Below are 25,620 nucleotides of genomic sequence, written 5' to 3'. Positions count from 1 at the left end.
ATTTCGAACATCGCCCCAAACAGGGACAGAAGGAGACATTTATGAAATTGCTACGCTACGGGGAACCGGGCGCTGAAAAGCCCGGAATGCTGGATGACGGCGGTGTGCTCAGGGATTTGTCGGGCGTCGTGCCCGACATCGCGGACGACGTGCTGAGCGATGCGGGCCTGGACAAACTGCGCGGCCTCGACCCGACAAGTCTGCCAGAGGTGGACGGCGCCCCGCGCCTGGGTCCCTGTGTCGGCAATATCGGCAAGTTCATGTGTATCGGACTGAATTACTCGGACCATGCGGCCGAGACGGGTGCCGCGATCCCGGACCATCCGATCCTGTTCATGAAAGCCAATTCGGCGATCTCCGGGCCCGATGACACGGTCATGATGCCGCGCGGATCGGCGCATACCGATTGGGAGGTGGAACTTGGCGTCGTCATCGGTACGGCGGCGAAATACGTGAGCGAAGCCGATGCGTTGAACCATGTCGCAGGCTATTGCGTGATCAACGACGTGTCAGAGCGCAACTTTCAGAACAACCTGACCGGCCAATGGACAAAGGGCAAAAGCTGCGACACGTTTGGCCCGACCGGCCCCTGGCTGGTCACGCGGGACGAGGTTTCCGATCCGCACGATCTGGCGATGCATCTCGATGTAAATGGTCAGCGGATGCAGACCGGCAACACCGCGACCATGATCTTTTCGGTGGCCCAGATCATCGCGCATCTCAGTCAGCTTTTCACCTTGCATCCGGGGGACGTGATCTCCACCGGTACGCCGCCCGGCGTCGGGATGGGGATCAAACCCGATCCCGTCTATCTCAAACCCGGCGACGTGATGGAGCTGGGCATCGCCAGGCTGGGCCAGCAACGCCAGGAGGTCGGACAGGATGCCTGATCTGCTGCTGATCGGAGGCGCCACCGACGCGATGCTCGCACGGATGGAGAAGCGTTTCACCATTCACCGCTTGGCCGAAACCGACCTTGCCACCCAAGGCGAGGCGATCACGCATGTTGCCACCAACGGACATGACGGGGTGCCGGCCGCGGTGATGGATGCCCTGCCGAACCTGAAAATGGTCAGCTGCTATGGCGTCGGCTATGATGCGATCGACACCGATGCCTGCCTGGCGCGCGGTATCCTGGTCAGCCACACGCCGGACGTGCTGAATGCCGAGGTTGCGACGACTGCGGTGATGCTGATGCTCGCGCTCTATCGCAATCTGCTGATGGACGATGCCTATGTCCGGGCCGGGACATGGGAAAGCGACGGCAACGCCCCCCTGTCCCGCAGTCCCGACGGGCGAAAGGTTGGCATTCTCGGGCTGGGTCGGATTGGGCTCGCCATTGCCGAAAAGCTGCGGGCCTTCGACGCCGACATCTCCTATCACACGCGCAGCCGGAAGGATGAGCCTTACCGGTACTATGGCGATCTCGAAGAGATGGCCCGCGATGTGGATGTCCTGATCTGCATCACACCGGGCGGGGCCTCCACGCGCCATCTGGTCAATCGGGCGGTGATTGACGCTCTTGGTCCCGAGGGCACGCTGATCAACGTCTCCCGCGGTTCTGTCGTCGATGAAACCGCCCTGGTCGCAGCATTGCAGGAGGGCCGGCTCGGTTGGGCCGGGCTCGACGTTTTTGAGGATGAGCCACGGGTGCCTGAAGCCTTGTTTGACATGTCGAACGTCATCCTTCTGCCACATGTCGGCAGCGCAACGCATGAAACGCGCGCCGCGATGGGGGCGTTGGTGGTCGATAACCTGCTCGACCACCTCGACAGTGGTCGGGTGCGCACACCGGTGCCGGAATGTGCGGCGTTGAACGCATGAGCCGCGAACGACACGAAGACCTGCTCTGACAAGGCGCGCGAGCTGTCGGATCAGAACGACAAAGGTGGGGGCTGGGGCCTTTTGCCTTTGTTTTCGTGTGATCAGGTAGACATTTTTTTACATAATTATCCTTATGGCTGAAGGGGTAGTGCAGACTGAACGCCGCTAGAAGCCCCCTTGGGATGAGACTTCTATTTTCGGGACCCGTGTTGCTGTTCTGACCAAGGTCATGACACCCTGCCCCCGATGTTCGGGCAATTTTTTTGAACCGGGTTTCTTGCGTCAGTCCGATATGTGAAAAATCCGTGACTTGACGAAAGGCGAAGTGCCGCAGCAATAAGGCGTGTTGCGCCGCGCGGTGAGTGAAAGCGTTCATTGGCAATCTGCGCGGCGAAGGTGTCCGAAGAGCCCAAAGCGACAAATGCTGCGGTGCGCGCGAATGTCGGCTTTGACACCTAGGCAGCAGATTTGACCGGTTGCGATGATAGAGAGGTCGTCGGTGACGAGAGGATTGTGATCGCTTGTGCGCCAAAGCCAAATGCAGCTAAGAAGAGGCAGGCTTCAAGACCGAAGGCACCTGCCGTCACGGCGGCGATGCCAGCGCCGATGGGCCGCGCCCCGCGCGCCATGACATTGATGGCTGAGACCCTGCCAAGAAGCGCGTCGGGCGTGATGGACTGACGCAAGGTGTTGGTGCTGATCACCCACAACGTCGGCCCGATACCAAGCAGAAAGAAGCCAATGGCTGCGATCGAGAAGGACGGCATCCAGATCGTCGCAACCATGAGCAACGAAGCGACAAACCCACAGACCGGACCGACTGAGATCACGTGACCAAATCGGATCGCTGACAGGACCCTCGGAGCAATGAACGCGCCGCAGAGCATTCCGACACCCAGAAAACTCATGACGACGCCCGTTTCCGTCGCAGAGAGGCCGAGGTTCTGAACTGCATGGGGCACGAAGACAGCCATCAGTGCGAAGAACGCCGCATTGAAGATGAACTGAGTAATGAAAACCGGCGCAAGTAGCTCATTCCCGAAGACAAACGCCGCGCCCTCCACGATGTCCCGGATCGGGCGGCGACCTATCACGGGCTCCCGCTCGGGTTCGCTGACGCGCACCAGCAGAAACGTCGCCCAGATGGACAGGCAGGTTGCAAGCCCGAACGCCGCTGGCGCACCGGTCCAACCCACCAGCGCACCCCCGATTGCTGGGCCAGCAACGAAGGCCGACGTCCCCGCAAGCTCTAGCCTGGCGTTCGCCCGCCCGAACAGAGCGCTTGGAACAAGCGATGGCACCAAGGCCGGGGCCGCTACTGTGAACACTACCGTTCCGCAGACGCCAATGAGCCCCAGCAATGCCAGAACTGGCAAGTTGAGTTGATCGGTCGCTAAAAGAGCAACGATTGCCACCAGTGAAATTGCCCTCACGCTCTCGGCATAAGCCATCAATCTTTGGCGCGGGATTCGATCCGCTATCAGTCCTGCTGGAACCGCCACAACGAGAAACGGCAAGGTCAGAGCGAACTGAAGCCAACCAACCTGAGACGCCGTTGCACCGAGGAGCAGAACAGCGACGAGCGGGGCAGCGGCTAAAGCAATCTGTTCGGCCGATTGAGCGAACAGATTGGACCACGCAAGGCGATTGAAGTTTTGACTAAGCTTGTGGTTTTGGCCTGGCTGCATGTTGTGTCCGATGCGTTACGCAATGGACACTTTCCTTGCTGATACATGCCAACCAATCGACCCGTTTCTTGCGCTTTGCGGACCTTGGCGAAAGCGCAGCAAAATGGCGCTTCCTCCCGCAGCTTACCTTTTCGCCCAAGGTGGTGTGAAGGTCTGCTGTCGGACCCCAACAGTCTTAGAAATCAGGTGTTGAACCCAGTGATTTCATCACATGGCGGATCGCGAAGCGAGGCAACTTGACTCGTCATCGCAAACGAACTGATCCGTCTTCGGATTGCAGTGCCTTATGACCGTCGTAGTCGCTAGATTTTTGCTGGCCGATGGACCACATTCGGCGAAATGGAACGAGACTTCACACCATGGCACTCACAAATTCCAAGCACGGCTACGGCACGCTTACGAAGGTCTTTCACTGGCTGATCGTGATCCTGTTCGCGCTCCAGTTCGTTGGCGGCAACATCATGACAAGCATCGGCTTCAATTCGAGCTTCGCGGGCATCAGCACGAATGACTACTACAACTGGCACAAATCGCTTGGTTTGATCGCGCTGTTTGTGGCCATTCTCCGCATCATCAACCGCCAGCTCGGTCACCTGCCTCCCTGGGCCCCTACGCTTTCGAAGGGTGAGCAAACCTTCATCCACCGTGTGGAGCAGGTTTTCTACCTCGCGATGTTTGTCATGCCTGTGACCGGCTGGCTTTACGTGATGTGGGGCCATTACGGGGTGAACCTGTTTGGCGTTTGGGAAATGCCACGGCCTTTGACCAAGGACGATACACTGCGCGATATCGCGAAATGGGCGCATATCGGCGCCGGGTGGGTCCTTTTGGCTGCGATGGTCGGACATATTGGGTTGGTGCTGCGTCATCAGCTCGTGAAGAAGGACGGGCTCCTGAAGCGAATGCTCTAGCTGTCCGGCCTTCGAAACCCCTTGCCTTTCCCAAGTCGGATTTCCCGGCGGATGTTAAGCGATCTGATCGCCACATATCGCATACGGGCCGCCCCTTGTCCCGCTCAGGACAAGGGCGCGACCGAGGCTTTCACCAGAGATTGGGCATAAGGATGGGAGGCCTGCAGCGCGCGCAGGTCGCCGACGCCCATGATTTCGACGATTTCGCCCTCTTTCATCACCGCCAGGCGTTCGCACATATGGCCGATGACCGGCAAATCGTGGGAGACCATAAGGTAGGTCAGCCCCCTTTGAGCGCGCAGATCGGTCAGCAGGTTCAGGATCTCGGCCTGCACCGATACATCCAGCGCCGAGGTTGGTTCGTCGAGCAGCAGGATATCCGGCTCTCCCGCCAGCGCCCGGGCAATGGCCACACGCTGCCGCTGACCTCCGGAAAGCTGGTGGGGATAGCGAAAGCGGAACCGCCCGCCGAGGCCCACATCCTCCAGCAACTGGCGCACCCGCGCATCGATGTCGCGGAAGCCGTGAAGCTGCAACGTCTCGCCCAAAACCTGATCGACAGAATGGCGTGGATGAAGCGAGGCATAGGGATCCTGAAACACCATCTGCACGTGTTTGTAGAACGCGCGATCCCGCGCCCCACCTTTCAGCGGCTGGCCCGCCACCGTGATCTGCCCCGACCAGGTCGGCGCCAGTCCCGTGATCGCGCGCAGGATCGTCGATTTGCCCGACCCGCTCTCGCCCACGAGGCCAAAGCTTTCGCCCTTTTCCACGTGAAAGCTGGCACCGCGCACCGCATCGACACGGTCCCGTCCTTCGCCGAACCAGACATTCAGACCTGAAATGTCGATCATGATGCACGCCCCGAAACGCTTGGCCCGTCCGCCCAGGCCGGATCGCGGTCCAGCACCTCCAACCGCCCGCTGGGCCGGTCGAGGCGGGGCAGCGAGTTGAGCAGGCCTTGCGTATAGGGGTGCTGTGCGGCGTGCAGCTTGTCGGCGTCGCAGGTCTCCACGATCCGGCCCGCATACATGATCAGCACCCGGTCGCAGAACTCGGCGACAAGGTTCAGGTCGTGGCTGATAAAAATCAGGCCCATGCCGCGATCCTTGACCAGCCGGTCCATAATGCCCAGCACCTGCCGCTGCACCGACACGTCAAGGGCCGAGGTCGGCTCGTCCGCGATCAGGATCTGCGGGTCGGGGATCAGCATCATCGCGATCATGATCCGCTGGCCCATCCCGCCCGACACTTCGTGCGGATAAGCCCGCATCACGCGGTCGGCATCGCGGATCGACACCGCCTCCAGCATCTCCAGCGCCTTGGTGCGGGCCTCGGTCTTCGACACGCGGTTGTGCTGCTGATAAGCCTCAATGATCTGATCGCCGACGCGCACAACGGGGTTCAGCGAGAATTTGGGATCCTGCATCACCATGGAAATCTTCTGGCCCCGCACGCCGCGCATCTGCACCTCGCTCAGGCCCATCAGATCGGTGCCTTCCAGTGCGATGCGGTCAGCCTCTACGATACCCGGCTTGCGGATCAGCCGCAGGATCGCGCGGCCGGTCATGGACTTGCCCGACCCGCTTTCGCCCACGATCCCCAGCCTCTCCTTGCCCAGAGAGAAGGTGACGCCGCGCACAGCCTCGAAAAGGCCCTGGCGGGTGGGGAATTTCACCCACAGGTTCTCGACATCCAGAAGGCTCATTGATTGCCCCCATCCTTGGGATCCAACACATCGCGCAGCCCGTCCCCCAGAAGGTTGAAGGCCAGCGACACGGTGAAGATGGCCAGCCCCGGCATCGTCGCGACCCACCAGTGATCGAGGATGAACCGCCGCCCTTCGGAGATCATCGCCCCCCATTCCGGGCTGGGTGGCTGCGCGCCAAGGCCCAGAAATCCAAGGCCCGCCGCGGCAAGGATGATGCCCGCCATGTCCAGCGTCACCCGCACGATCAGTGACGAGATGCAGAGCGGCCAGATATGTTTGGTGATGATCCGGATCGGCCCCGCACCCTGCAACCGCACCGCCGAGATATAGTCCGAGCTGCGGATGGTCAGCGTCTCGGCCCGCGCAATCCGCGCATAGGGCGGCCAGGCGGTGAGAGAGATGGCGAGCACCGCATTCTCGATCCCCGCGCCAAGGGCCGCGACGAAAGCCAGCGCCAGAACGAGGCGCGGAAAGGCCAGGAAGATATCGGTGATCCGCATCAGCACCGCATCGACCCAGCCGCCCGCATAGCCCGCCAGCGTGCCCACGATCAGACCCGCCAGGGGCGCGATCAGCGCCACCAGCGCCACGATGTAAAGCGTGATCCGGCTGCCATAGATCAGCCGGCTCAGGATATCGCGGCCCAGACTGTCGGTGCCCAGCACATGCCCCGGCGAGCCGAGGGGTTGTAGCCGGTTCGTCAGGTCCTGCGCGAAGGGATCATGCGGCGCCAGCCATGGCGCGAAGGCCGCGATCAGCAGCAGGGCCACAATGATCCCAAGCCCCAGCATCGCCATCGTGTTGGAACTGAAGGACAGCCACCCCTTGTAGAGGCTCGCCAGCCGCGCATGGCGGCGCGAGGTGGGCGCGTCGGTCAGAAGCCACGCGCGCAAGGTCATCGTTTCGCTCATTTCGACCTCGGATCCAGAACCCTGTAGAGCAGATCCGACAGGATATTCAGACAGATGAAGATCAGCCCCACCACGACCGTTCCACCCAGAACGGCATTCATGTCCGCGCTTAAAAGCGCCGTGGTGATGTAGCTGCCGATACCGGGCCAGGAAAAGACGATCTCGGTCAGCACCGACCCTTCCAGCAGGTTGGCATAGCTCAGCACGATCACGGTGAGAAGCTGCACCCGGATGTTCTTGAAGGCGTGACCCCAGATCACGGCCCGCTCCGACAGGCCCTTGACCCGCGCCGTGGTGACGTATTCGGAGGAGAGCTGTTCCAGCATGAAACTCCGCGTCATGCGGCTGATATAGGCCAGTGAATAGTATCCCAGCAGCGAAGCAGGCAGCACGATGTGGCTGAATGCATTGCCGAAGACCGACCAATTGCCCGCCAGCGCGCTGTCGATCAGGATCATGCCCGTGCGCGTGGGCACGATGTCCTGATAGAAGATGTCCAGCCTGCCGGGTCCGCTGACCCAGCCGAGGATGCCGTAAAAGACCAGAAGGCCCATCAGGCCCAGCCAGAAGATCGGCATCGAATAGCCCACCAGCGCCACGACCCGCGCGATCTGGTCGATCCACGATCCGCGCCGGACGGCGGCCACCACACCCAGCGGCACGCCCAGCACGACCCCGATGATGGTGCCCAACGTGGCCAGTTCCAGCGTGGCGGGAAAGACGCGGGCGATGTCTTCGGCAACCGGGCGAGCATTCAGCAGCGACATGCCGAAATCACCGCGCACCACGTCCCAGAGATAATAGGCAAATTGCACCAGCAGCGGCTGATCCAGCCCCAGTTCCCGATAGACCTGATCATAGGTCTCCTGGCTGGCCCTCTCGCCCACGATGGCCAGAACCGGGTCGATGGGCATGACCCGCCCGATGATGAAGGTCACGAACAAAAGCCCCAGCATCGTGACCGCGATCGAACCCAGCGTGACCAATGTCCGGCGCAGCCAGTTTGGAAGGGACACGCGGCCGCGCCCCTCCCCGGTTTTGTCAGCGAACGCCATTTACTTGGTGATCACCCAATAGGTCACCGCCGTCGTGGCGCCGCCCAGATTGACGTTCTGGATATTCTCCTGCATCGCGGCCTGTTCGATCTTCTGGAACATCACCACGAAAGGAGACGTGTCGCGGAATTGCGACTGGATATCCGCGTACATCTTCACCCGAGCATCGGTGTCATTCTCGACCACCGCGGCATCCGTCATCTCGGTCAGCCCGCCAGTGTCCCAGCTGTTGCGCCAGGCCAGAAGGCCCGTGGCATTGGCCTCGTCCGAATTGTCGGGGTTATATGCGAAGGTGCCCGCATTGGTGTGCGGATCCGGATAGTCCGGTCCCCAGGCCCCGATGTAAACGTCCAGCTCCCGTGCGCGGTAGCGGCCCAGGATCTGCTTGGCCGTGCCGACGGTGATATCAAGCTGAATGCCCACCTGTGACAGCGCGTTCTGGAAGGTCTGCGCGATCTCGATCCGCTCTTGCGCCTCGCGCACGCCGGCCTCGATCGTCAGCCCCTCCGGCACACCCGCGGCCGCCAGCAGTTCCTTGGCTTTCTCGATGTTCAGGCTGAACGGGTTCTCGTCCACGGCACCCAGGAACGTCCTGGGCAGGAAATTCTGGTGGATCGTGTATTGCCCGCTGAGGAAGCTGTCCTGCATGCCCTGATAATCGACCAGGTATTTCATCGCCTGTCGCACTTCGGGCTTCGACAGTTCCGGGTGCTTCTGGTTGAAGGCCAGATACATCAGCCGCCCACGCAACTCGTCATGGATCTTGATGCCTTCGGCCTCCCGCGCGCCCGCGATATCCTCGGGGTTGAGGTTGCGCGCCATGTCGATATCGCCCCGCTCCAGCAGCAGACGCTGCGACGCGCTCTCCTGCACGTGGCGGACGATCACCCGCTCCATCGCCGGCGCGCCCAGATAGAAGTTGGGGTTTGCCTGCAGGGTCACGCTTTCGTTCGGGCGCCAGCTCACCAGGCTGTAGGCCCCCGATCCGGCGGAATTCGTGCGCAGCCAGGCATTGCCCATGTCGCCATCGACCTCATTGGCCATCACCGTCTCCATATCGACGATCCCGCCGATGGTGGAGGTCAGGCAGTTCAGCACGAAAGAGGTCGCATAGGGCTTGTCGGTGGTGATGCGCACCGTGTTGCCTTCGGCGACGATGGTTTCCTCGACATTCTCCTCGGTAAAGCCGAACTGCGTGAGGATGAAGGCCGGTGTCTTGTTCAGGATAACCGCCCGGCGCAGCGAGAATTCCACATCTTCCGCCGTTACAGGGTTACCGGAATGAAAGGTCAGCCCCTCGCGAATGGTGAACGTGATCGTGCGGCCGTCGTCGCTGACCGTCCAGCTTTCCGCGATCTCCGGCTGATATCCCGCATCCAGGTTCATCGGATCGAAGTTGATCAGCTTCTGATACACGTTGCGGCTGACGTCCGAGCCTGCGAATTCAAAGCTCTCCGCCGGGTCCAGCGTCGTGATGTCGTCGATCCGGTTGGCGATCACCAGCATGTTCGGCGGCGTTTCCGCCACCGTCATCGTCACCGAGGATACCGCGATGGCAAGCCCTACCGCGGCCCCGGTCAATAGTCTGTTCAAAGTGTTCATTTTTTGAACCTCTCCTGTTGTAAATCCCCAGATTGGGCGGCGCGGTCAGGACCCCCAGGTCTTTTCCAGAACGCGCAGCCAGTTGTCGTGGCACAGCTTTCGGATCAGCTCTGCCCCATAGCCGTGATCGGCCATGGCCTGCCGCAAAGCCGGCAGGTCGGCGACAGTGGTCAGCCCGTCGGGCACCACCGCCCCGTCATAATCCGAACCCATCCCCACACGGTCTTCGCCCAGTATCTCGATCAGATGATCGAGATGGCGCAGCACCTGCTCCAGCGGTACATCCGCCAGCATCCTGCCATCGTCCCGCAGGAAGGCGACAGCGAAATTCAACCCTACCATACCATCGCTTTCGCGAATGGCTAAAAGTTGGTCATCGGTGAGGTTGCGGGCATGCGGACAAATGGCATGGGCGTTGGAATGGGTGGCCACCAGCGGATGCTCGGAATGGCGCGCGACGTCCCAGAACCCCGCCGCATTCAGATGCGACAGGTCAATCATGATGCCAAGCGCATTGCAGCGTTTGACCAACCGCAGGCCGTGATCGGTCAGGCCTTCTCCGATATCCGGCGTAGCGGGATAGCGGAACGGCACCCCGTGGCCAAAGATCGTCGTCCGGCTCCAGACCGGCCCGAGAGAACGCAGCCCGGCGGCATAAAGAACATCGAGCGTGTGCAGATCCGGGTCAATCGCCTCCGCCCCCTCGATATGAAAGATCGCGGCGATGCGGTTGTCGGCCAGCGTCTCGCGGATCTGGGCGGCGGTTCGGCAGATGGTCAACGCGCCCTGGCGCTCCAGCTCCATCAGGATCGCGGCCTGGCTCATCGCGACGGGCAAGGCGTCTTCCCAGTCGATGGGCTCCGGCAAGGGCAGGTCGTAGGCCGGTTTCGTCATCTCTTGGAATTTGAAGTCGAGATCGGCGGGGGACGGCACGTAGACCGCGAAGAAACCGCCCCCAAACCCGCCCGCCTGCGCCTTGGGCACATCGATGGCGCCCTCGCGCCCGCTGGTGAACGTCTGTGCCGAAGGCACCCCGCCCGCGCGATAAAGCTTGGAGAGCACATCGTTGTGCCCGTCGAAAATCAGCGGTGAGGTATCCGTCACGAGGCAGATTGTCCTGGTGTGAGAAGCGGCAACCCCAAAAGGTTAACAGCGAATTTGGCATGGCGAAGCGCTAATGCTATGCATTTTACGCATAGACTTAGTCACTCCCGCCGGATCCTCGCCTTGACCAAAACCAAAAGCTGGCACTCCATCCCCGAATACCAGGCTCTGCGCGCGCTGATGCAGGCCGGCACCACCACCGGCGCGGCGCGCCAGCTTGGCCTGTCGCAATCGACCGTCAGCCGGGCGGTGGCGAACCTTGAAAACCGCATCGGGGCGACGCTCTTCGAACGGGACGGGGGACGCCTGCGCCCCACGCAGGAGGCCGTGCGCCTCAACCGGCGGCTCGACCCTCTCTTCGACGCGCTCAACCGCATCGACGGGCCGTCCGAGCCGGTACAGGAGACCCTCCGCCTCTGTGCCCCGCCCAGCTATGCGCATCGCTTCCTGATTTCGCAGATCGGCGGGTTTCTAAGGGCGAACCCTCATTTCTTCATCAGCTTCGACGTGAACACCTCTGACGAGGTCACGCGCGGCATCCTTGAAAACCGCTTCGATCTGGGCATCACCGGGGTCGAACTGTCGCGGGCCGGGATCAAGCTGGTCCCCTACCGCCTGTCGCAGGCCGTCTGCGCCATGCGCCCCGACCATCCTCTGGCGACCCGGGCCGAGATCCGCCCGGGCGATCTGCACCGCCAAAGCATCATCGCCCTGACCCACCGGCACGCACGGCGCGGCCAGCTTGACCGCCTGTTGCATCAGAACCGGGCAGAGGCGCGGATCGTGGCAGAGGTTTCGACCTCCTTCGCCGCCGCCGACCTCGCGATGGAGGGGTTGGGGCTGGCCATCATCAACCCCTTCCCTCTCTACCAGTACCGGGCCGACGATCTGACCTTTGTCCCCTTCGCCTCTCCGATCCGGTATCAGAGCTATTTCGTCCTCTCCGACCAGCGCCCGGTGCCCCGTATCGCGCGGGCCTTCATGCGGCATGTCCGCTTGAACACCCCGCCCGATCCCTTTTCACGCAAGGGTTAGTCGCGAAACGCCGCCATCCAGCCCAGACCTGCGACCGTGTCGCCCTGGCGGGGCTTGTATTCAGCCCCGATGGGCCGGTCCCAGCCCTGATCCGCCAGCCAGCGGCAGAGCCAGAGGAGGTCGACCTCCCCCTGCCCCGGCTCGCCCCGGTCGGGGGCAGAGGCTATCTGGATATGTCCGATCCGATCCCGATGTGCAGTGAATTGACCGTTCAGATCCCCCCGCATGATCTGCGCGTGATAAAGGTCGTACATGATCCTCAGATTGGCATGCCCCAGATCGTCGATGATCCGCGCCGCGTGATCCATCTGCACCAGATGATAGCCCGGCACGTCGCGGTGGTTCAGCGGCTCGATCAGGATGGTCAACTCCGGGGCAGCGGCGCAGGCATAGGACAAAGCCTCGCGAAAGCACGCCTCCGCCTCCGCGCCGCCATCCGTGCGCCCGGCCATCACATGCACCGCGGCGCAGCCGATGGCGCGCGCATAGGCAATCGCCTGATCCATCGCCGCGCGGGCCTCTTCGCGCCTCTCCGGCAATGCGCAAAGGCCGAAATCCCCGCCCCCGCGGTCACCGGGCCAGGTGTTCAGGCCCAGCATCGGCAGACCGGTCTCCTGCAACGCGGCGGATACATCTGCCTCAGGCTGGTCGAACGGAAAATGACATTCCACCGCGTCGAACCTCTGCGCCTTGGCAGCACGGATCGCGTCGGGCAGCGTAAGATCGGTGAAGAGAAAACCCAGATTGGCCGATAGCTGCATCAGTCCCACTCCACCCCGTAATGGCGCACAAGATCCATCACCTGCGCATCCGTCATGCCCCTGGGGTTGGCGTGGCGCAACAGCATTGCGAGCTTGGCGCCCTCCTCCAGTTCCTCGATGGCGTAGACCGTCGCCTCCAGTTCCTTGCCCGCCACGACAGGTCCGTGATTGGCCAGCACCACGGCGCTGCGTTTACCCGCAAGGCCGCGCACGGCCTCTCCCATCTCCGGATCTCCCGGTCGGAAGAACGGCAGGCGTTTGACCTTGCCCAGCCGCATGACCGGATAGGCTGTGAGCGGGGGCAGCATGTTGTCCTCGTCCACCTCTGGCAGCATCGACAGGGCTGTGGAATGAGTGGAATGCAGATGCACCACCGCGCCCGCGCTTTTCCGGGTCTCGTAGAACGCCGTGTGCAGCGGCATCTCCTTGGTGGGCTTGTCGCCCGCCACATGCCGGCCCTCTGCATCAAACCGCGACAACCGGCCCGGATCGAGCCGTCCGAAGCTTGCGCCCGTCGGTGTGACCAGCAGACCGCCATCCTCCGTCCGGGCCGAGATGTTGCCAGACGCACCGCCCGTCAGGCCTCGGTCGAACATCGACTTGGCCCAGAAACAGATATCCTCGCGCAGCTTGGCGTCGCTCATGCCGCGCCCTCCAGCACGGCGGCGGCCTCAGCAAAGAAGTCCTCGCCCCCGAAATTGCCGGATTTCAGCGCCAGCACCAGATCATCCGACGCGCGCACCGCCGGCACACCGGGCGCGATCTCCGGCCCGATGGAGAGCGCCGTCAGGCCCAGACCTTCGACGACCGCGCCAGAGGTCTCGCCGCCTGCCGTGATCAACCGGCGCACCCCGCGTGCGGTCAAGGCCCGCGCGGTGGCGGCAAAGAACGCCTCCAGCGCGCCCGCGACGCGCTCTGTCCCGTGGCGGTCCTGCGTGGCGCGCACGATGTCCGGATCGGCGGAGGAATAGGCCAGCGGCAGACCCTCCTGCCCGGCCAGCCAGTCCGCCATATCCTCCGGTGTCAGGCGCCCGTCCAGCACGTCCTCCGCCGTGATCTCCCGTGCCGGGTGCTGTGCCTTGTGCCGGGCCACCTGCCCGCGTGTCGCGATGGAACAGGACCCCGACAGGATCGCCGCCTTTCCCGCCTCGCCACTCCAGTCGCCAGTGGCCTCGCCAATCTCGCCCCGTGCGCGGAAATTGGCGGGCAGCCCCAGGGCGATCCCCGACCCTCCGGTGATCAGCACGTCATCGGCCAGCGCAGCACCCAAGGTCATCAGATCCGGGTCCGTGATCGCATCCGCCACGATGAAACGCCGCCCCTCGGCCTGCTCTGCCTCCATCGCCGCGCGCACCGCCTCCGCGCCCTCGCTGACTTGGGCCAACGGCACATGGCCCACCCCCGTTTGGCTCTGTTTCGCCAGAACGCGGCGCAGATCCGGGTCGGTCATCGGGGTCAGCGGATGGTTCTGCATCCCGCTTTCCGACAAAAGCCGGTCGCCCACAAACAGATGGCCCTGAAAAACCGCCCTGCCCGTGCTGGGAAAGGCCGGGCAGAACACAGCCCTTGGTGCCTCCAGCGCATTTGCCAGCGCTTCGGCGACCGGGCCGATATTGCCGTCCGCCGTGCTGTCGAAGGTCGAGCAGTATTTAAACAGAAACTGTGTACAGCCCTGTCCTTTCAGCCAATCCAGCGCCTCCAGCGACAGCCTGACGGCCTCCTGCGCCGGAATCGACCGGGACTTGAGCGCAACCACCCCCGCCTCGATCTCCGCCTCGGCCGGGCCGTCCGGCACGCCCACATAGACGGCGCTGCGCATCCCCTGCCGCGTCAGCGTATTGGCGAGATCCGAGGACCCCGTAAAATCATCCCCGATACATCCAAGTTTCACGTCACTCTCCCGGTCTTGTCTGTCCCGCTCTCTCGGCGGAGAGCTTTTTCATTGTTACGTTGTCGTCATAAGCCCACACGGTCGGTGGGCCAAAGACAAAGCCACCACAGCTATCTCCCCACCAGCAATTCGACCGGACCCAGTGCGATCATCGGCACATACGTGATCAGCATCAGGCAGCCAAAGACAACCAGCACGAACCAGATGAGCTGCGGAATGATCCGCTCCACAGGTATCCCCGCCACCGCGCACGCCGCGAACAGATTCACGCCCAAGGGCGGCGTGATCATCCCCAGCGCCAGGTTCACCACGACGATCAGCCCGAAATGCACCGGATCCACGCCGTAGGCGATGGCGATGGGCGCAAGGATCGGCGCCAGCACAAGGATCGCGGCAGAGGTTTCGATGAACATGCCCACCAGCAACAACAGGAGGTTGACGACCAGCAGGAAGGCAAACCGGCTCTCGAACACCGCATTGAACCAGGCGGCAATGTCATTGGGCAGGCCCGACCGGGTGATCAGGAACGAAAAGAGCGCCGCGGCCGAGATGATCAGCATGATTGCCGTCGACGACACCACCGTGCGTTTCAGGATATTGGGCAACGCCCGCAGCGGCAATTCGCGGTAAAAGACGAGGCTGACGATAATGGCGGCGGCCACGGCGGCGGCACTGGCTTCGGTCGGGGTAAAGACCCCCGAATAAATCCCTCCGATGATCACGAAAGGCACCAGCAAGGCCGGCAAGGCGGCGATGGTCGCGGCGCGCAGCGAGGGGCGGTCCTTGCCGTCCTCCAGCCCCAGGCCGCGCGCCCGGCAGATCAGGATCACCGTCAGCATCAGCGCACCCCCCACCAGCAGGCCCGGCCCGATGCCCGCGATAAAGAGCTGCTCGATCGAGGTATTCGTCGACACGCCATACAGGATCAGCGGGATCGACGGCGGGATCAGCACGCCCAACTCCGCCGAACTGGCCTGGATGGAGGCCGCCAGCGGCTTGGGATAGCCGTGCCTTGCCATGGCCGGGATCAGGATCGCCCCAATGGCAAAGGTCGTGGCAACGGACGAGCCCGAGACGGAGGCGAACATCATGCAGGTCAGCACGCAGGAACAGGCCAACCCGCCCTGAATGCCGCCCACCAGCGCCTTGGCCAGATCGACAAGTCTGCGGGAAATGCCCCCCGCGCTCATCAGATTGCCCGCCAGGATGAACAGCGGGATCGCCATCAGCGGGAAACTGTCGATGCCCGCGAACATCCGTTGCGCGACTAGCAGAAGCGGCAGGCGTCCATGCGCCTCGATGCCCACGATGGCGGCCAGACCAATGGCCACCGCAATGGGCACGCCGATCAGAAAGAAGATCGCAAGCGATAGGGCGATGGCGGCATTCATGGCTTGGCCTCATAATCCAGGATCGGCTCTGTCGCGGCCATGCTGGACCCGGCCTGCAAGGCACGCAGCGAACAGCCCAGGATCGCGATGATGGCGAAAACCGCGCCCACCGGCAGGGCCGCGTAGACCCAGGCGATGGACACTTCAAGCGCGGCCAGCGTCTGGCGGGCCACCCTCTCGGTCATGCCCCAGCCTTGCCAGAAGAGGATCGCAAAGAACGTCACCGACAGCGCATTCGCCCCGAGATAGAGCCATAATCCAAGCCGCCCCGGCAGCGCCCTCTGCACGATCTCCATCGCGATCATCGACCCGTGCCGATAGGTGGCCGCCACGCCCAGAAAGACCGACCAGATCATCGCCGAGCGCGTGATCACCTCCGACCAGGTCGACGGCACGCCGATCACGAAGCGGGTTGTGACCTGCCACATCGCCAGTGCTGCGGCGATGATCAGGAACACGATGGCCAGCGTGAGCGCGAGCCATGTGCTCCAGCGCTCAAACGTCAGGAAAAGCCGCATCTTTCACGATCCCTCCGGGTCTCTGCCCGTTCAAACGAAACCGGCGGATCCATCACTGGACCCGCCGGGATATCTTATTCGACCGCCTGAATGCGCTCGACCATTTCAGTGCCGTATTGCTCCGTATAGACGCTGTATGCGGCCTCGGCGAGTTCCTGGAACGGGGCCTTGTCGATCTCCGTGATGACCTCCATCCCCTGCGCGCGCATCAGCTCGATGCCTTCTTCCTCAAGCCTCAGCACCTCCGCGCGTGTCGCCTCGACCGACGCGGCGGCTGCTTCGCGGAACCAGCCCTGTTCTTCCTCGCTCAGCCCGTCCCACAGGATCGGCGAGACCAGAATGATGGCTGGCGAATAGACATGGCCCGTGAGCGAGACATGGTTCTGCACTTCCCAGAAATTCGACGTCGTGATCACGACGACCGGGTTCTCCTGCCCGTCCACAACGCCCTGTTGCAGAGCCGAAAAAAGCTCCGGAAACGCCATCGGGGTCGGCGCCGCGCCCATGTTCTGGAACGCCTCCATATGCACGCGGTTTTCCATCGTGCGCAGCTTCAGGCCGTTCAGATCCTCCGGCGTGTTGATCGGCCTTTGGGAGTTGGTCACATGGCGAAACCCGTTCTCCGTCCAGGCCAGGCCCACCAGATCGGCATCGCGCATCTTCTCCAGCAATTCCTGCCCGATCTCCCCGTCCAGAACCGTGCGGGCGTGGTCGTAGTCACGGAACAGGAACGGCAGATCCAGCGCATAGACCTCGGGCACGAAATTGCCCAGCGGGCCGGTCGATGTGATCACCATATCGACCGAGCCGATCTGCAGCCCCTCGATCATGTCCCGCTCACCGCCCAACTGCCCAGCGGGCGCCTGGCTGCCGGACCATTCTCCGCCCGACACGTCGGCGAGCGTGTCCAGAAAGGCCTGTGCGCCGATGCCGTAATGGCTGTCCGCGGACACAGTGTGGCCGATGGTGACCTGGTTGGCCTGCGCGGTGCCGGCGATCATCGCGGCCGCTGCAGCGGCCAGTAACGTCAGTCTCATGGTCGTCCTCCCTTGGTCTTGAATGCCGGTCATGCCGGCGTCGAAAGCGTCTGCCGGAATTGCTCCAGCAGGTCGCGAAATGATCCATCTCTCTGAAAGCCCAACGCCTCCGCGCGCGGGGTCTCGATGCCTCCGGGCCAGCTTTTCACGATGGCCTCTACACCCGCGTCTGGCTTTGAGTGGACGCGGGCCGCAATCCCCTCTCCCGCCTCGTTGCGCAGCGTCTCCAGCATCTCGCCCACCGACACCGAAAGGCCCGGCAGCGTGATCGTGGTCTCCCCTTCCAACACCTCCTGCCGCAACGCCATGGCGTGCAGGAAATTGTCGATCGCCCGATCCGGGGAGGCCAGGTGCAACCGCACGTCGCGCCCCACCGGCAAGACCGCGTCCTGGCCCGTCATTGGCTCTCTGATGATCCCGCTTGCGAATGACGAGGCCGCGCGGTTCGGCTTTCCCGGGCGCACCGAAATCGTCGGCACCCGCGCGCTGCGCCCGTGCAAGATCCCCCGTCGGCTCGCATCGCGGACCAGGACCTCCCCGATCAACTTTTGTGCGCCATAGCTGCTGCGCGGAGTGGGTGGGGTCGTGTCTTGGATGACCTCGTTGTTCTCGCAGGCAAAGACCGCGACGGAGGAGGCAAAGACGAAGACCGGCGGGGTCTGCAACACCTCCAGCGCCTGGATCAGCGCCATCGTCGCCTCGACATTGACGCTCAGGCCCAGCCCGAAATCCTCTTCCGCGGCGCTTGAGACGACTGCGGCCAGATGCACGACAAGGTCGGGCTGCGCGGTGACGATGGCGCCCAGAACATCCGGATCTCCCACCCTGCCCAGAAGCGGGCGGACCAGCGGATAGGTCGCGGCCAGGCTGGCCAGTGGCGCCTCGACCACATCGCAGGCGAGGATCTCGTGGATCTGTCTCGGCTCCCCCTCGACATCGACCGCTCCGGCGCTGGCCAGTCGTTCGATCAGGGCGCGGCCCAGAAATCCGGCGGCGCCGGTGATGACAATACGCATATCAACCCTCCCTCGCCGAACTTTGCTATGATGCAATGACAGCGCTGTCAAACAAGACTACACTCCATTTATGATCTTTTTTGCATCGCTGATCGGCGTTATCATGCCGATATAGGAAAGCGCGGAGAGAATAAAAGACGATGAGTGCCTCATCGAAGGTTCGGCTGGCCGAAGTGGCCAAACTCGCCCAAGTGAGTGAGATCACCGTGTCCCGCGTGGTGCGCGGCGCGGCCAACGTCTCGCCAGATACCGTCCGGCGGGTCGAAGAGGCGTTGGAGCAGACCGGCTATGTCCGCAACCGCCTCGCCGGGTCCTTTGGCGGGCGCACCTCGAACCAGATCGCGGTGATCCTGCCATCGCTCTCCAACATCGTCTTTCCCGACGTCCTTTACGGGCTGGAAGAGCGTCTGGAGACCGCCGGCTATCACCCGATCCTGGGCGTGTCGAATTACGACACCGCGCGAGAGGCGCGGCTGATCGCGGGACTTCTGGAATGGCAGCCCGCGGGCCTTGTGATCGCCACCACAGACCTGTCGCCCAAGGCGCGCACGCTTCTGACCCGCGCCCCCTGCCCCGTTGTGGAGATTATGGAGATCGACGCCGATCCCGTCGACATGGCCGTGGGTCTGTCTCAGGTGCAGGCGGGCAAATCGATGGCCTATTACCTGCTTGGGCGTGGTTATGACAGTTTCGGCTATATCGGCCACGACCTGACCCGCGACCGCCGCGCCGTGGCGCGCCGCGATGGCTTCCGCGCCGCCCTTCGGGAGGCCGGCCTGGATTTCGAAACCTCGCTTGAGGAAGCTGCCCCCACCTCCGTTGCGCTGGGTCGCAAGCTGACCGCGCGAATGCTGGATGCCGGCGCGCCGCGACTGATCTATTACTCCAACGATGACATGGCGATGGGCGGTCAGTTCGAAGCTCTGGCCCGCGGGCTGTCGATGCCCGACACCCTGGCATTGGCCGGGTTCAACGGGCTGGATCTGGGCCAGGCCGCCCCGATCCCCCTGACCACGGTTGAATCCCGACGTGGCGAGATTGGTGCCATGGCAGCGGACCAGATCCTGAAACGGCTCGCAGGGGAGCAAACCGCAAGATCCGTCGATATCGGGTTCAAACTGATTTCAGGCGCATCCGCCTGACCTTCAGGTCAGAAGCGTCGCGCCCGGTTCCTGTGCCGCCTTGCGGTCAAAGGTGTAAACCGTCCCGCATCCGGCCTGTGCCGCCATCGCAAGGATCATGTGATCCGAAAATCCCGCCCCGCCCTTGGCGTAACGGCTCAGCGCCAAACCGACCTGCTCTGCGGCTTCGATGACCAGCTCGCGCGCTTCCAGAAGACCGTCCAGCGCCCCCGCGATCTCGGCCCGGCTGAATTTATAGGCACTCTCCAGCACCCATACCGTCTCGACCAGCACCTCGCGGGGGACAAAGCCGGGGCGATCCTCCGTCAGGCTGGCCATCAGCGTCATCGCCGCCTTGCCCTGCTGCGGGTCATCCTGCGTCAGGAAGCGCACCAGAACATTCGTGTCGAGGCCGATCACCGCCTGGCTGCGCCTTCGGCAATGGCCTCCTCCATCTCTTCCAGGGTGACCGGCGCGCGCGTCGATCTCAACCGTCCCGCCAGCTCTGTCACCGGGCGCATCCGCAGCAACCGCACCTCACCGTCATCAAGCACCAGATACCGCAGCTTGTCCCCCGGCTTGAGGTTCAGCGCCTGCCGCACATGTTTCGGCAGCGTCGTTTGTCCTTTGGACGTCAGCGTGGATTCGTGCATGGCACACCTCAAGGAGAAAACACGTTTCTCCTTACATATAGCAAATCAGCATTACGATCTCAAGACAAGGTCAGCCGCGTCCGCGATAGCCCTGCACGCCCTGATCCGGGATCCAGATACCCCTTGGAGGCTCTCCCGTCTGATAAAACACGTCGATCGGGATGCCGCCGCGGGGATACCAGTACCCACCGATGCGCAGCCATGTCGGGCTCAATGTCTCGACCAACCTCAGCCCGATGGAGACCGTGCAATCTTCGTGGAACGCGCCGTGATTGCGGAACGATCCCAGGAACAGCTTCAGCGACTTGCTTTCGACCAGCCAATCGCCCGGCACGTAGTCCAGCACCAGATGCGCGAAATCCGGTTGACCCGTCAGCGGGCACAGCGACGTAAATTCCGGCGCCACGAACCGCACGGCATAGCCGGTTCCGGCTTGCGGGTTCGGTACCCTTTCCAACACCGCCTCTTCCGGGGATTTCGGCAAGTCCGTCGGGGCGCCAAGCTGGGTCAGGTTCTGATAGATGTCCTGCGTCATCAAATGACCTCCTTCATTGTCAGCGCTGCCTCTAACAGGTTCCCTCAGCAAGGAAAATCCGGCGGCGTTTCTCACCCCATATGAACCGACCGCAACTTGTCCCAATCGAACTCAACCCCGGTTCCCGGATCGTCCGGGGCAACCGCCAAATGATCCTCCACAACCAGCGGGCGCCGTGTGTAGGCGTCGATGGGGAACGAATGCACTTCAAGCCAACCGGCATTCGGTTGAGCCGAAACAAGGCTGACATGCAGCTCCTGCATGCCGTGACTGCAAACCGGAATGTCATGGACGCGCGACAGCTCTGCCACCTGCAACCAGCCAGTGATCCCCCCGCAATTAGAGGCGTCCGGCTGGATGAATCCCAGTTTCGCATCTGCGAACGCGTATTCGAACTCGTGCCGGGTGTGCAGGTTCTCTCCCATCGCAAGGGGGATCGACGTTGCATCGGCGATCCGACCGTATCCGAGATAATCATCGGGAATGGTCGGCTCTTCGAACCAAAGGATGTCGTGGGGCGCGAACGCTTCAGCGGCGGTGATCGCCTCCTCCACGCTCATCGAATAATTCGCATCGACCATAAAGGCCACGTCCGGTCCAATCAGCTCGCGCACCGCTTTGACCCGCGTGACATCTTCCAAAAGTGTCGGTTGGCCGATCTTGATTTTCACACCGTTGAAGCCGCGTGCCAGATAGCCCCGGATACTGTCAAGCAGCTTTGGCAGTGGAAAGGCAAGGTCAATGCCGCCCGCATAGGCCTTACACCGATCAGCAGCCCCGCCCGCCATTTTCCAAAGCGGCTGACCCGTCCTGCGCCCCCGGATATCCCAAAGCGCGATGTCGATGGCGGAAATGGCAAACGACGCGATCCCGCCGCGCGCGACATAATGCACATGCCACTGCATCCCGTCGTAAAGCGCCTCGACCGCGTCGGCGTCCTGTCCCATCAGAAAAGGGGCCAGATCGTGTTCGATCATGGCCGCAATCGCATGACCGCCCTTTCCGCCGGTATAGGTGTAACCGGTGCCCACGGTCCCATCCGCGTCCCGGACCGTCGCGATGATCAATTCGAAATGCGTGTGATCTCCGTGTTTTGCGTCGACCAGCACTTCGGCCAAAGGCACCGCGAACCGGTGCACATCCACAGCGACTATCTGTGCCATCCCCCCTCCGATGTTCTGATCCGGCCTCGCCGGACGTGATCTTCAAACAGCACATGCCGCCGGCCTTTCGTCAAGGATGTCTCACTGCAGATCAACGGCCCTGCCGGATCGGGCGGCCTGCTTGATCGCATGGATCACCTTCACCGCGCGCAGCCCATCCGCGCCGGTCACCAAAGGCTGGGCATTGCCCTGGATGACCTCGGCAAAATGCGCGATCTGGGCGACCAGGGGATCCATCGTGTCCACCGGCACGCGCGTGGCACTCATCGGGGCCCACCAGTCCGGGCCACCCTCCTGCCGCCACTGCGTAAGGTCCGGCAGCGACAGCGCACCATGTGTCCCCCCGATCCAATAACAGCTTTGACCGGTCATCGGATAGGCCGGGTTCTCGCCCGCCGTCAGCTCCCACGACCAGGGCCCCAATGCAGCATCCGACAGGTTGAGGCTGCCCAACGCACCCGAGGTGAAGCGCAGGGAGACGACGACCGTCTCTTCCACCTCCGCGCCTCGGACGGCATTGCTCTCCATCGCCTGGACACGGACAATCGGTCCGCAGAGATGCATCAGCAGATCGACATCGTGGATCAGATTGATAAAGAGCGGCCCCGCCCCCTGCCCGCTCCGCCATTTTGCCTTGAAGTAGGATGCAGGCTTTGGAAGCCAGCATTGACCATGTATGGTTGTGAGCCTGCCAAGGGCCTCCGCCGTCAAAAGCGCCTTGGCCTTTGCAATGCGCGGCGCGTGGCGGCGGTGATGACCCACGAGAAGCGGGATCCCCAGCGCCTCGGCCGCCTTCACCATCCGGTCGCCGTCCTCCACGGTGCCGGCCAACGGCTTTTCCACAAGAACCGGCAGACCGGCATCGATGCATTTCAGGGTCAGGGGCGCGTGCAGATCGTTCGGCACGGCAAGGATCACGCCATCCACTTGACCCATGAGCGTCTCGATATCCGCGACCCACGGCAGATCCGGATCCGCGTTTCGCATCGGATCCACCACGCCGCCCAGTTCAATTCCCGATATCGACGAGATGGCCCGGATATGCTGTGCCCCGATCAGGCCAGCCCCAACAACACCGATCCGGATCATCGCAGGTTCCTGTTGCCGAAAATTGCCAATTGGCAATTTCTCAGTTCAGCCACCGAAACGATCCTTCAGATAAGCCTCAAAAGCGTGTGTCAGAGCCGCCTTGGACGCCCCTTCCGCAAATTCCATCCGCACCTTTCCCCCCTTTTGCTGAACCCTCACACCGGCCTCGTGTCGGGACCTGCGATACGTCTTGACCTCCGCCGGCTCCTGCTTGGGCGTGACCGCGGCTTTCAACCGCGCCATGATCTGCGCGCCGGGTTGCCGGGCCCCTTCGGCAGTGATCTTTGCCGCCTCTTCCAGCACCCGGGCTTTCAGGTCAGGGTCCGACAACCACGGCTTCAGCGCCCGTGCGTGCAGTTCCCGCAATTCCCGAATATCCCCGAAGGCCACAACGATCTGCTGAGGAAGGCGCGCAAGTTGCAGATACCGCGACAGCCACGCTTCGGACACTTCCAGCCGCGCGGCCATCGCCTTTTGCTTTCCGCCATAATACAGCTTGCACGCTTCGGCGTAGTCACGCGCGCGTTCGTAATCGCTGATATCGGCCCGGTCCCGGTTTTCGATATCCGCAAGGCGAAACGCCTCTTCGTCGGTCAGGTCGCGCACGTCCACCAGATATTTGAACTGCGGATAATTGTTCGCGCGCAGCCACGAAATCGCGAAATGACGCCGCGCGCCGCAGATCACCTCGTATGGCACATCCCCGTCGAGGCGCCTTACGATGGCCGGGAATTCCTGCTGGCCCTGTGCCCGGATGCCGTCGATCAGATCGCGGCAATTGTCCTCGTTCAAAAGGTCATAGGCGCGATTATGGCGCGCCCACATCCGGCAATCCGCCGGATCCACCCAGCGCAGCGTTTTCTCCTGAGTGTCCGACGACAGCCTGTCCGCCACGCGGGACTGCCGCGCGAGGAACCGTGCCCCTGCCCTGCCCTGCTCCGCTTCGGGCTTGGCATCAAGCCCCTTCAGAACATCGTCAAAAATGGCATCGTGTTTCTTGCTCATATCACGCCCTCCTTGCGCAGCGCGGCATGGTGACTGGGCCAGGTCATGCGGATCAGCGTATCGACCTCGCGGCCCACGGCATCCAGATAGACGCGGCAGCGTTTGTGGGTTTCGGTGCGCACCTGCGGCCCGGTCAACTCGTAAACCGTGGCCAGGTTCGCGGTGGAATTGTCGATCTCGGCGCTGTCCTTGAGAACGGATTTCATCATATCGAGCGGAAAGACCGCATCCATCATCCGCTTGATCGCCACATGCGCCGATTTCTGGTCGTTCATCTTTGTGGCGATGATCTTAACAAAGGCATAAGAGCGCGCACCCCCGCTTTGCGCAATCTCCGACAGCGTCGCCTCCATCATCTTGAGAAAATGCGCGGTCGAGCCGAAGTCGATGTTGTTGGGCGGCGCCGGGATCAGCAGGGCATTGGCTGCGCGCAACACCGACAGGCTGATCATGCCAAGCGCGGGCGGAGGGTCCAGAAGGATGACATCGAACTGGTCCTTGATCGTGTCGATGCCGTCGCGCAGCCGGTCCAGAACAAAGGCCTGCTCTCGCACCATTCGGGCTGCGAATTCGTATTCGGCATCGTAGAGCCCCAGATTGGCGGGGATCAGGGCAATGCCGGGCCAATAGGTCGCCCGCAACGCGTAATGAAGGCTGGTCGGCCCACCATGTCGGAAAAAGGGATAAAGCGTGTCTTCATCCTCGTTCACATCGACATCCGGGTTCAGACCAAAAATCGAAGAGGTCGACGCTTGGCTGTCGCAGTCGATGACACAAACCCGGTAGCCTCGCAGGGCCAGGAATTGCGCAAGATGAACGACCAGCGTCGATTTACCGACCCCGCCCTTGAAGTTCTGAACGGCCAGAACCATCGCGGGATCATCCGTGCTTCGATGCGGTTCGGTGCCGAACACGGCGCGCATTCGGTTGACCTCCGCCAGGGTGTATCCGATCCGGCGCCCCGTCTCCTCATCCTTGGCGGATGGTGGCAGACGACCGTCCGCTTCGGCATCACGGATCAGTTTTTCCGACCGTCCCACCATGTCGGCCGCCGTCCGAACGTTGAACCGAAGATCGAGGGTCTTTTGCGATTGCGGGGCATAGACACGCTCTCGCAGCCGGCTCATCACCGTGGAAGCCCGCGCCGCGAGCTGGTCAAGCTCGTCAAGGCTAACGGGGGGCAAAAGCGGCTCGGTCATGATATCCTCAGTGTTCTACTGTGAGAGAATCATGCGGGGTTTCGGTTACAAGCTCAAGTGTGGTTTTTTACAGTGATTGGCCGAAAAAGCGCACATTGACCTAAAGTGTCGTATTGATCGAAGTAAGGACCTTCTTAAGGCATGCACCGGAATTTGCCCGTATCTTGTGCTTTCTTGAGTCAGACATCCGCTTCTTGTGATCCAAACCAATCACCAAATTTGAAAAACACCTTGGTTCAAGATTCTAGAATGTTCTTTGTTCAGCTACAAAAAAGCACTTCAATTTAAAAGGTTACCTCTCTGGCTCTTACATTTCGGGTGCGTGCACTTACGCCTTGGGTGCTGTCCCTTACGTTTCGGGACCCGAAGCCTTACATTCTGGGAGGGTGTTTTATCCACA

26 protein-coding genes are annotated in these 25,620 nt (G+C 62.3%); 5 read left to right on the top strand and 21 right to left on the bottom strand.

Annotation, left to right across the window (positions count from 1 at the left end; genetic code table 11):
* Positions 1-41 precede the first annotated feature (41 nt).
* Together CFI11_RS24140 and CFI11_RS24135 are read left to right on the top strand one after the other, a co-directional pair.
* Positions 42-890: a fumarylacetoacetate hydrolase family protein gene (locus CFI11_RS24140; RefSeq protein WP_130410290.1), complete on the top strand. Its 849-nt coding sequence runs from the start codon at positions 42-44 to the stop codon at positions 888-890.
* A complete protein-coding gene (locus tag CFI11_RS24135) occupies positions 883-1,824 on the top strand; it encodes a 2-hydroxyacid dehydrogenase (protein WP_130410289.1) in 942 nt (313 codons plus the stop codon). Before CFI11_RS24140 ends, CFI11_RS24135 begins: the two co-directional genes overlap by 8 nt.
* A 455-nt stretch (positions 1,825-2,279) precedes the next feature.
* Here CFI11_RS24135 and CFI11_RS24130 read toward each other — a convergent pair whose 3' ends face one another.
* Positions 2,280-3,512: an MFS transporter gene (locus CFI11_RS24130; protein ID WP_130410288.1), complete on the bottom strand. Its 1,233-nt coding sequence runs from the start codon at positions 3,510-3,512 to the stop codon at positions 2,280-2,282.
* Positions 3,513-3,871: 359 nt separating this feature from the next.
* On the opposite strand from CFI11_RS24130, the gene CFI11_RS24125 reads away from it, so the two are divergent.
* Complete coding sequence (locus tag CFI11_RS24125; protein WP_130410287.1) at positions 3,872-4,423, top strand: cytochrome b; 552 nt, start codon at positions 3,872-3,874, stop codon at positions 4,421-4,423.
* A 104-nt stretch (positions 4,424-4,527) separates the two neighbouring features.
* Here the strand turns inward: CFI11_RS24125 and CFI11_RS24120 are convergent, their stop codons facing one another.
* Genes CFI11_RS24120 through CFI11_RS24095 form a run of 6 tightly spaced genes read right to left on the bottom strand, consistent with a single transcriptional unit; the run spans position 4,528 to position 10,806 of the window.
* A complete protein-coding gene (locus tag CFI11_RS24120; RefSeq protein WP_130410286.1) occupies positions 4,528-5,277 on the bottom strand; it encodes an ABC transporter ATP-binding protein in 750 nt (249 codons plus the stop codon).
* Positions 5,274-6,131 (bottom strand): ABC transporter ATP-binding protein, encoded by an 858-nt coding sequence (locus tag CFI11_RS24115; protein ID WP_130410285.1) that lies wholly within the window; start codon positions 6,129-6,131, stop codon positions 5,274-5,276. The genes CFI11_RS24120 and CFI11_RS24115 overlap by 4 nt, the downstream gene beginning before the upstream one ends.
* Positions 6,128-7,045, bottom strand: coding sequence for a nickel transporter permease (nikC, locus tag CFI11_RS24110; RefSeq protein WP_130410284.1), 918 nt, complete (start codon positions 7,043-7,045; stop codon positions 6,128-6,130). The genes CFI11_RS24115 and nikC overlap by 4 nt, the downstream gene beginning before the upstream one ends.
* Positions 7,042-8,100, bottom strand: a complete 1,059-nt coding sequence (locus tag CFI11_RS24105; protein ID WP_130410283.1) for an ABC transporter permease — start codon at positions 8,098-8,100, stop codon at positions 7,042-7,044. The genes nikC and CFI11_RS24105 overlap by 4 nt, the downstream gene beginning before the upstream one ends.
* Entirely contained in the window at positions 8,101-9,702 is a 1,602-nt protein-coding gene (locus tag CFI11_RS24100; RefSeq protein ID WP_130410282.1) for an ABC transporter substrate-binding protein, read from the bottom strand.
* A 45-nt stretch (positions 9,703-9,747) separates the two neighbouring features.
* Complete coding sequence (locus tag CFI11_RS24095) at positions 9,748-10,806, bottom strand: dipeptidase (protein WP_130410281.1); 1,059 nt, start codon at positions 10,804-10,806, stop codon at positions 9,748-9,750.
* Between the two features lie 123 nt (positions 10,807-10,929).
* On the opposite strand from CFI11_RS24095, the gene CFI11_RS24090 reads away from it, so the two are divergent.
* A complete protein-coding gene (locus tag CFI11_RS24090) occupies positions 10,930-11,841 on the top strand; it encodes a LysR family transcriptional regulator (protein ID WP_130410280.1) in 912 nt (303 codons plus the stop codon).
* Here the strand turns inward: CFI11_RS24090 and CFI11_RS24085 are convergent.
* The 7 genes from CFI11_RS24085 to denD all read right to left on the bottom strand — a co-directional run bounded on the left by CFI11_RS24085 (position 11,838) and on the right by denD (position 18,455).
* Entirely contained in the window at positions 11,838-12,602 is a 765-nt protein-coding gene (locus CFI11_RS24085; RefSeq protein ID WP_130410279.1) for a hydroxypyruvate isomerase family protein, read from the bottom strand. The two genes, CFI11_RS24090 and CFI11_RS24085, sit on opposite strands and share 4 nt — an antisense overlap.
* Positions 12,602-13,246 (bottom strand): 3-oxo-tetronate 4-phosphate decarboxylase, encoded by a 645-nt coding sequence (gene otnC, locus CFI11_RS24080; RefSeq protein ID WP_130410278.1) that lies wholly within the window; start codon positions 13,244-13,246, stop codon positions 12,602-12,604. Before otnC ends, CFI11_RS24085 begins: the two co-directional genes overlap by 1 nt.
* On the bottom strand, positions 13,243-14,493 hold the full coding sequence (otnK, locus tag CFI11_RS24075; protein WP_130410277.1) for a 3-oxo-tetronate kinase: 1,251 nt from the start codon (positions 14,491-14,493) through the stop codon (positions 13,243-13,245). Before otnK ends, otnC begins: the two co-directional genes overlap by 4 nt.
* A 110-nt stretch (positions 14,494-14,603) precedes the next feature.
* The gene (locus CFI11_RS24070) at positions 14,604-15,884 is read right to left on the bottom strand and encodes a TRAP transporter large permease (RefSeq protein WP_130410276.1); all 1,281 of its coding nucleotides are present in this window, start codon (positions 15,882-15,884) and stop codon (positions 14,604-14,606) included.
* The gene (locus CFI11_RS24065; RefSeq protein ID WP_130410275.1) at positions 15,881-16,402 is read right to left on the bottom strand and encodes a TRAP transporter small permease; all 522 of its coding nucleotides are present in this window, start codon (positions 16,400-16,402) and stop codon (positions 15,881-15,883) included. The genes CFI11_RS24070 and CFI11_RS24065 overlap by 4 nt, the downstream gene beginning before the upstream one ends.
* Positions 16,403-16,476: 74 nt before the next feature.
* Positions 16,477-17,439, bottom strand: a complete 963-nt coding sequence (locus tag CFI11_RS24060; protein ID WP_130410274.1) for a TRAP transporter substrate-binding protein — start codon at positions 17,437-17,439, stop codon at positions 16,477-16,479.
* A gap of 29 nt (positions 17,440-17,468) precedes the next feature.
* Positions 17,469-18,455: a D-erythronate dehydrogenase gene (gene denD, locus CFI11_RS24055; RefSeq protein ID WP_130410273.1), complete on the bottom strand. Its 987-nt coding sequence runs from the start codon at positions 18,453-18,455 to the stop codon at positions 17,469-17,471.
* Positions 18,456-18,595: 140 nt separating this feature from the next.
* On the opposite strand from denD, the gene CFI11_RS24050 reads away from it, so the two are divergent.
* Entirely contained in the window at positions 18,596-19,597 is a 1,002-nt protein-coding gene (locus CFI11_RS24050; RefSeq protein ID WP_130410272.1) for a LacI family DNA-binding transcriptional regulator, read from the top strand.
* Positions 19,598-19,600: 3 nt separating this feature from the next.
* On the opposite strand, the gene CFI11_RS24045 is transcribed toward CFI11_RS24050, so the two are convergent.
* The 7 genes from CFI11_RS24045 to CFI11_RS24015 all read right to left on the bottom strand — a co-directional run bounded on the left by CFI11_RS24045 (position 19,601) and on the right by CFI11_RS24015 (position 25,220).
* The gene (locus CFI11_RS24045; RefSeq protein ID WP_130410271.1) at positions 19,601-19,996 is read right to left on the bottom strand and encodes a PIN domain-containing protein; all 396 of its coding nucleotides are present in this window, start codon (positions 19,994-19,996) and stop codon (positions 19,601-19,603) included.
* Complete coding sequence (locus tag CFI11_RS24040; protein WP_130410270.1) at positions 19,993-20,229, bottom strand: type II toxin-antitoxin system PrlF family antitoxin; 237 nt, start codon at positions 20,227-20,229, stop codon at positions 19,993-19,995. Before CFI11_RS24040 ends, CFI11_RS24045 begins: the two co-directional genes overlap by 4 nt.
* Positions 20,230-20,299: 70 nt before the next feature.
* Positions 20,300-20,764, bottom strand: a complete 465-nt coding sequence (queF, locus tag CFI11_RS24035) for a preQ(1) synthase (RefSeq protein ID WP_371687497.1) — start codon at positions 20,762-20,764, stop codon at positions 20,300-20,302.
* Between the two features lie 71 nt (positions 20,765-20,835).
* A complete protein-coding gene (locus CFI11_RS24030; protein WP_130410268.1) occupies positions 20,836-21,927 on the bottom strand; it encodes a mandelate racemase/muconate lactonizing enzyme family protein in 1,092 nt (363 codons plus the stop codon).
* A gap of 81 nt (positions 21,928-22,008) precedes the next feature.
* Entirely contained in the window at positions 22,009-23,016 is a 1,008-nt protein-coding gene (locus tag CFI11_RS24025; RefSeq protein ID WP_130410267.1) for a Gfo/Idh/MocA family protein, read from the bottom strand.
* Between the two features lie 45 nt (positions 23,017-23,061).
* Positions 23,062-24,021, bottom strand: coding sequence for a ParB/RepB/Spo0J family partition protein (locus CFI11_RS24020; protein WP_130410266.1), 960 nt, complete (start codon positions 24,019-24,021; stop codon positions 23,062-23,064).
* Positions 24,018-25,220: an AAA family ATPase gene (locus CFI11_RS24015; protein ID WP_130410265.1), complete on the bottom strand. Its 1,203-nt coding sequence runs from the start codon at positions 25,218-25,220 to the stop codon at positions 24,018-24,020. Before CFI11_RS24015 ends, CFI11_RS24020 begins: the two co-directional genes overlap by 4 nt.
* Positions 25,221-25,620 lie beyond the last annotated feature (400 nt).

Source organism: Thalassococcus sp. S3, assembly GCF_004216475.1.
Classification (GTDB): domain Bacteria; phylum Pseudomonadota; class Alphaproteobacteria; order Rhodobacterales; family Rhodobacteraceae.
Note: the sequence above shows the minus strand (reverse complement) of the source record. Positions and strands in the feature narration are given on the sequence as shown.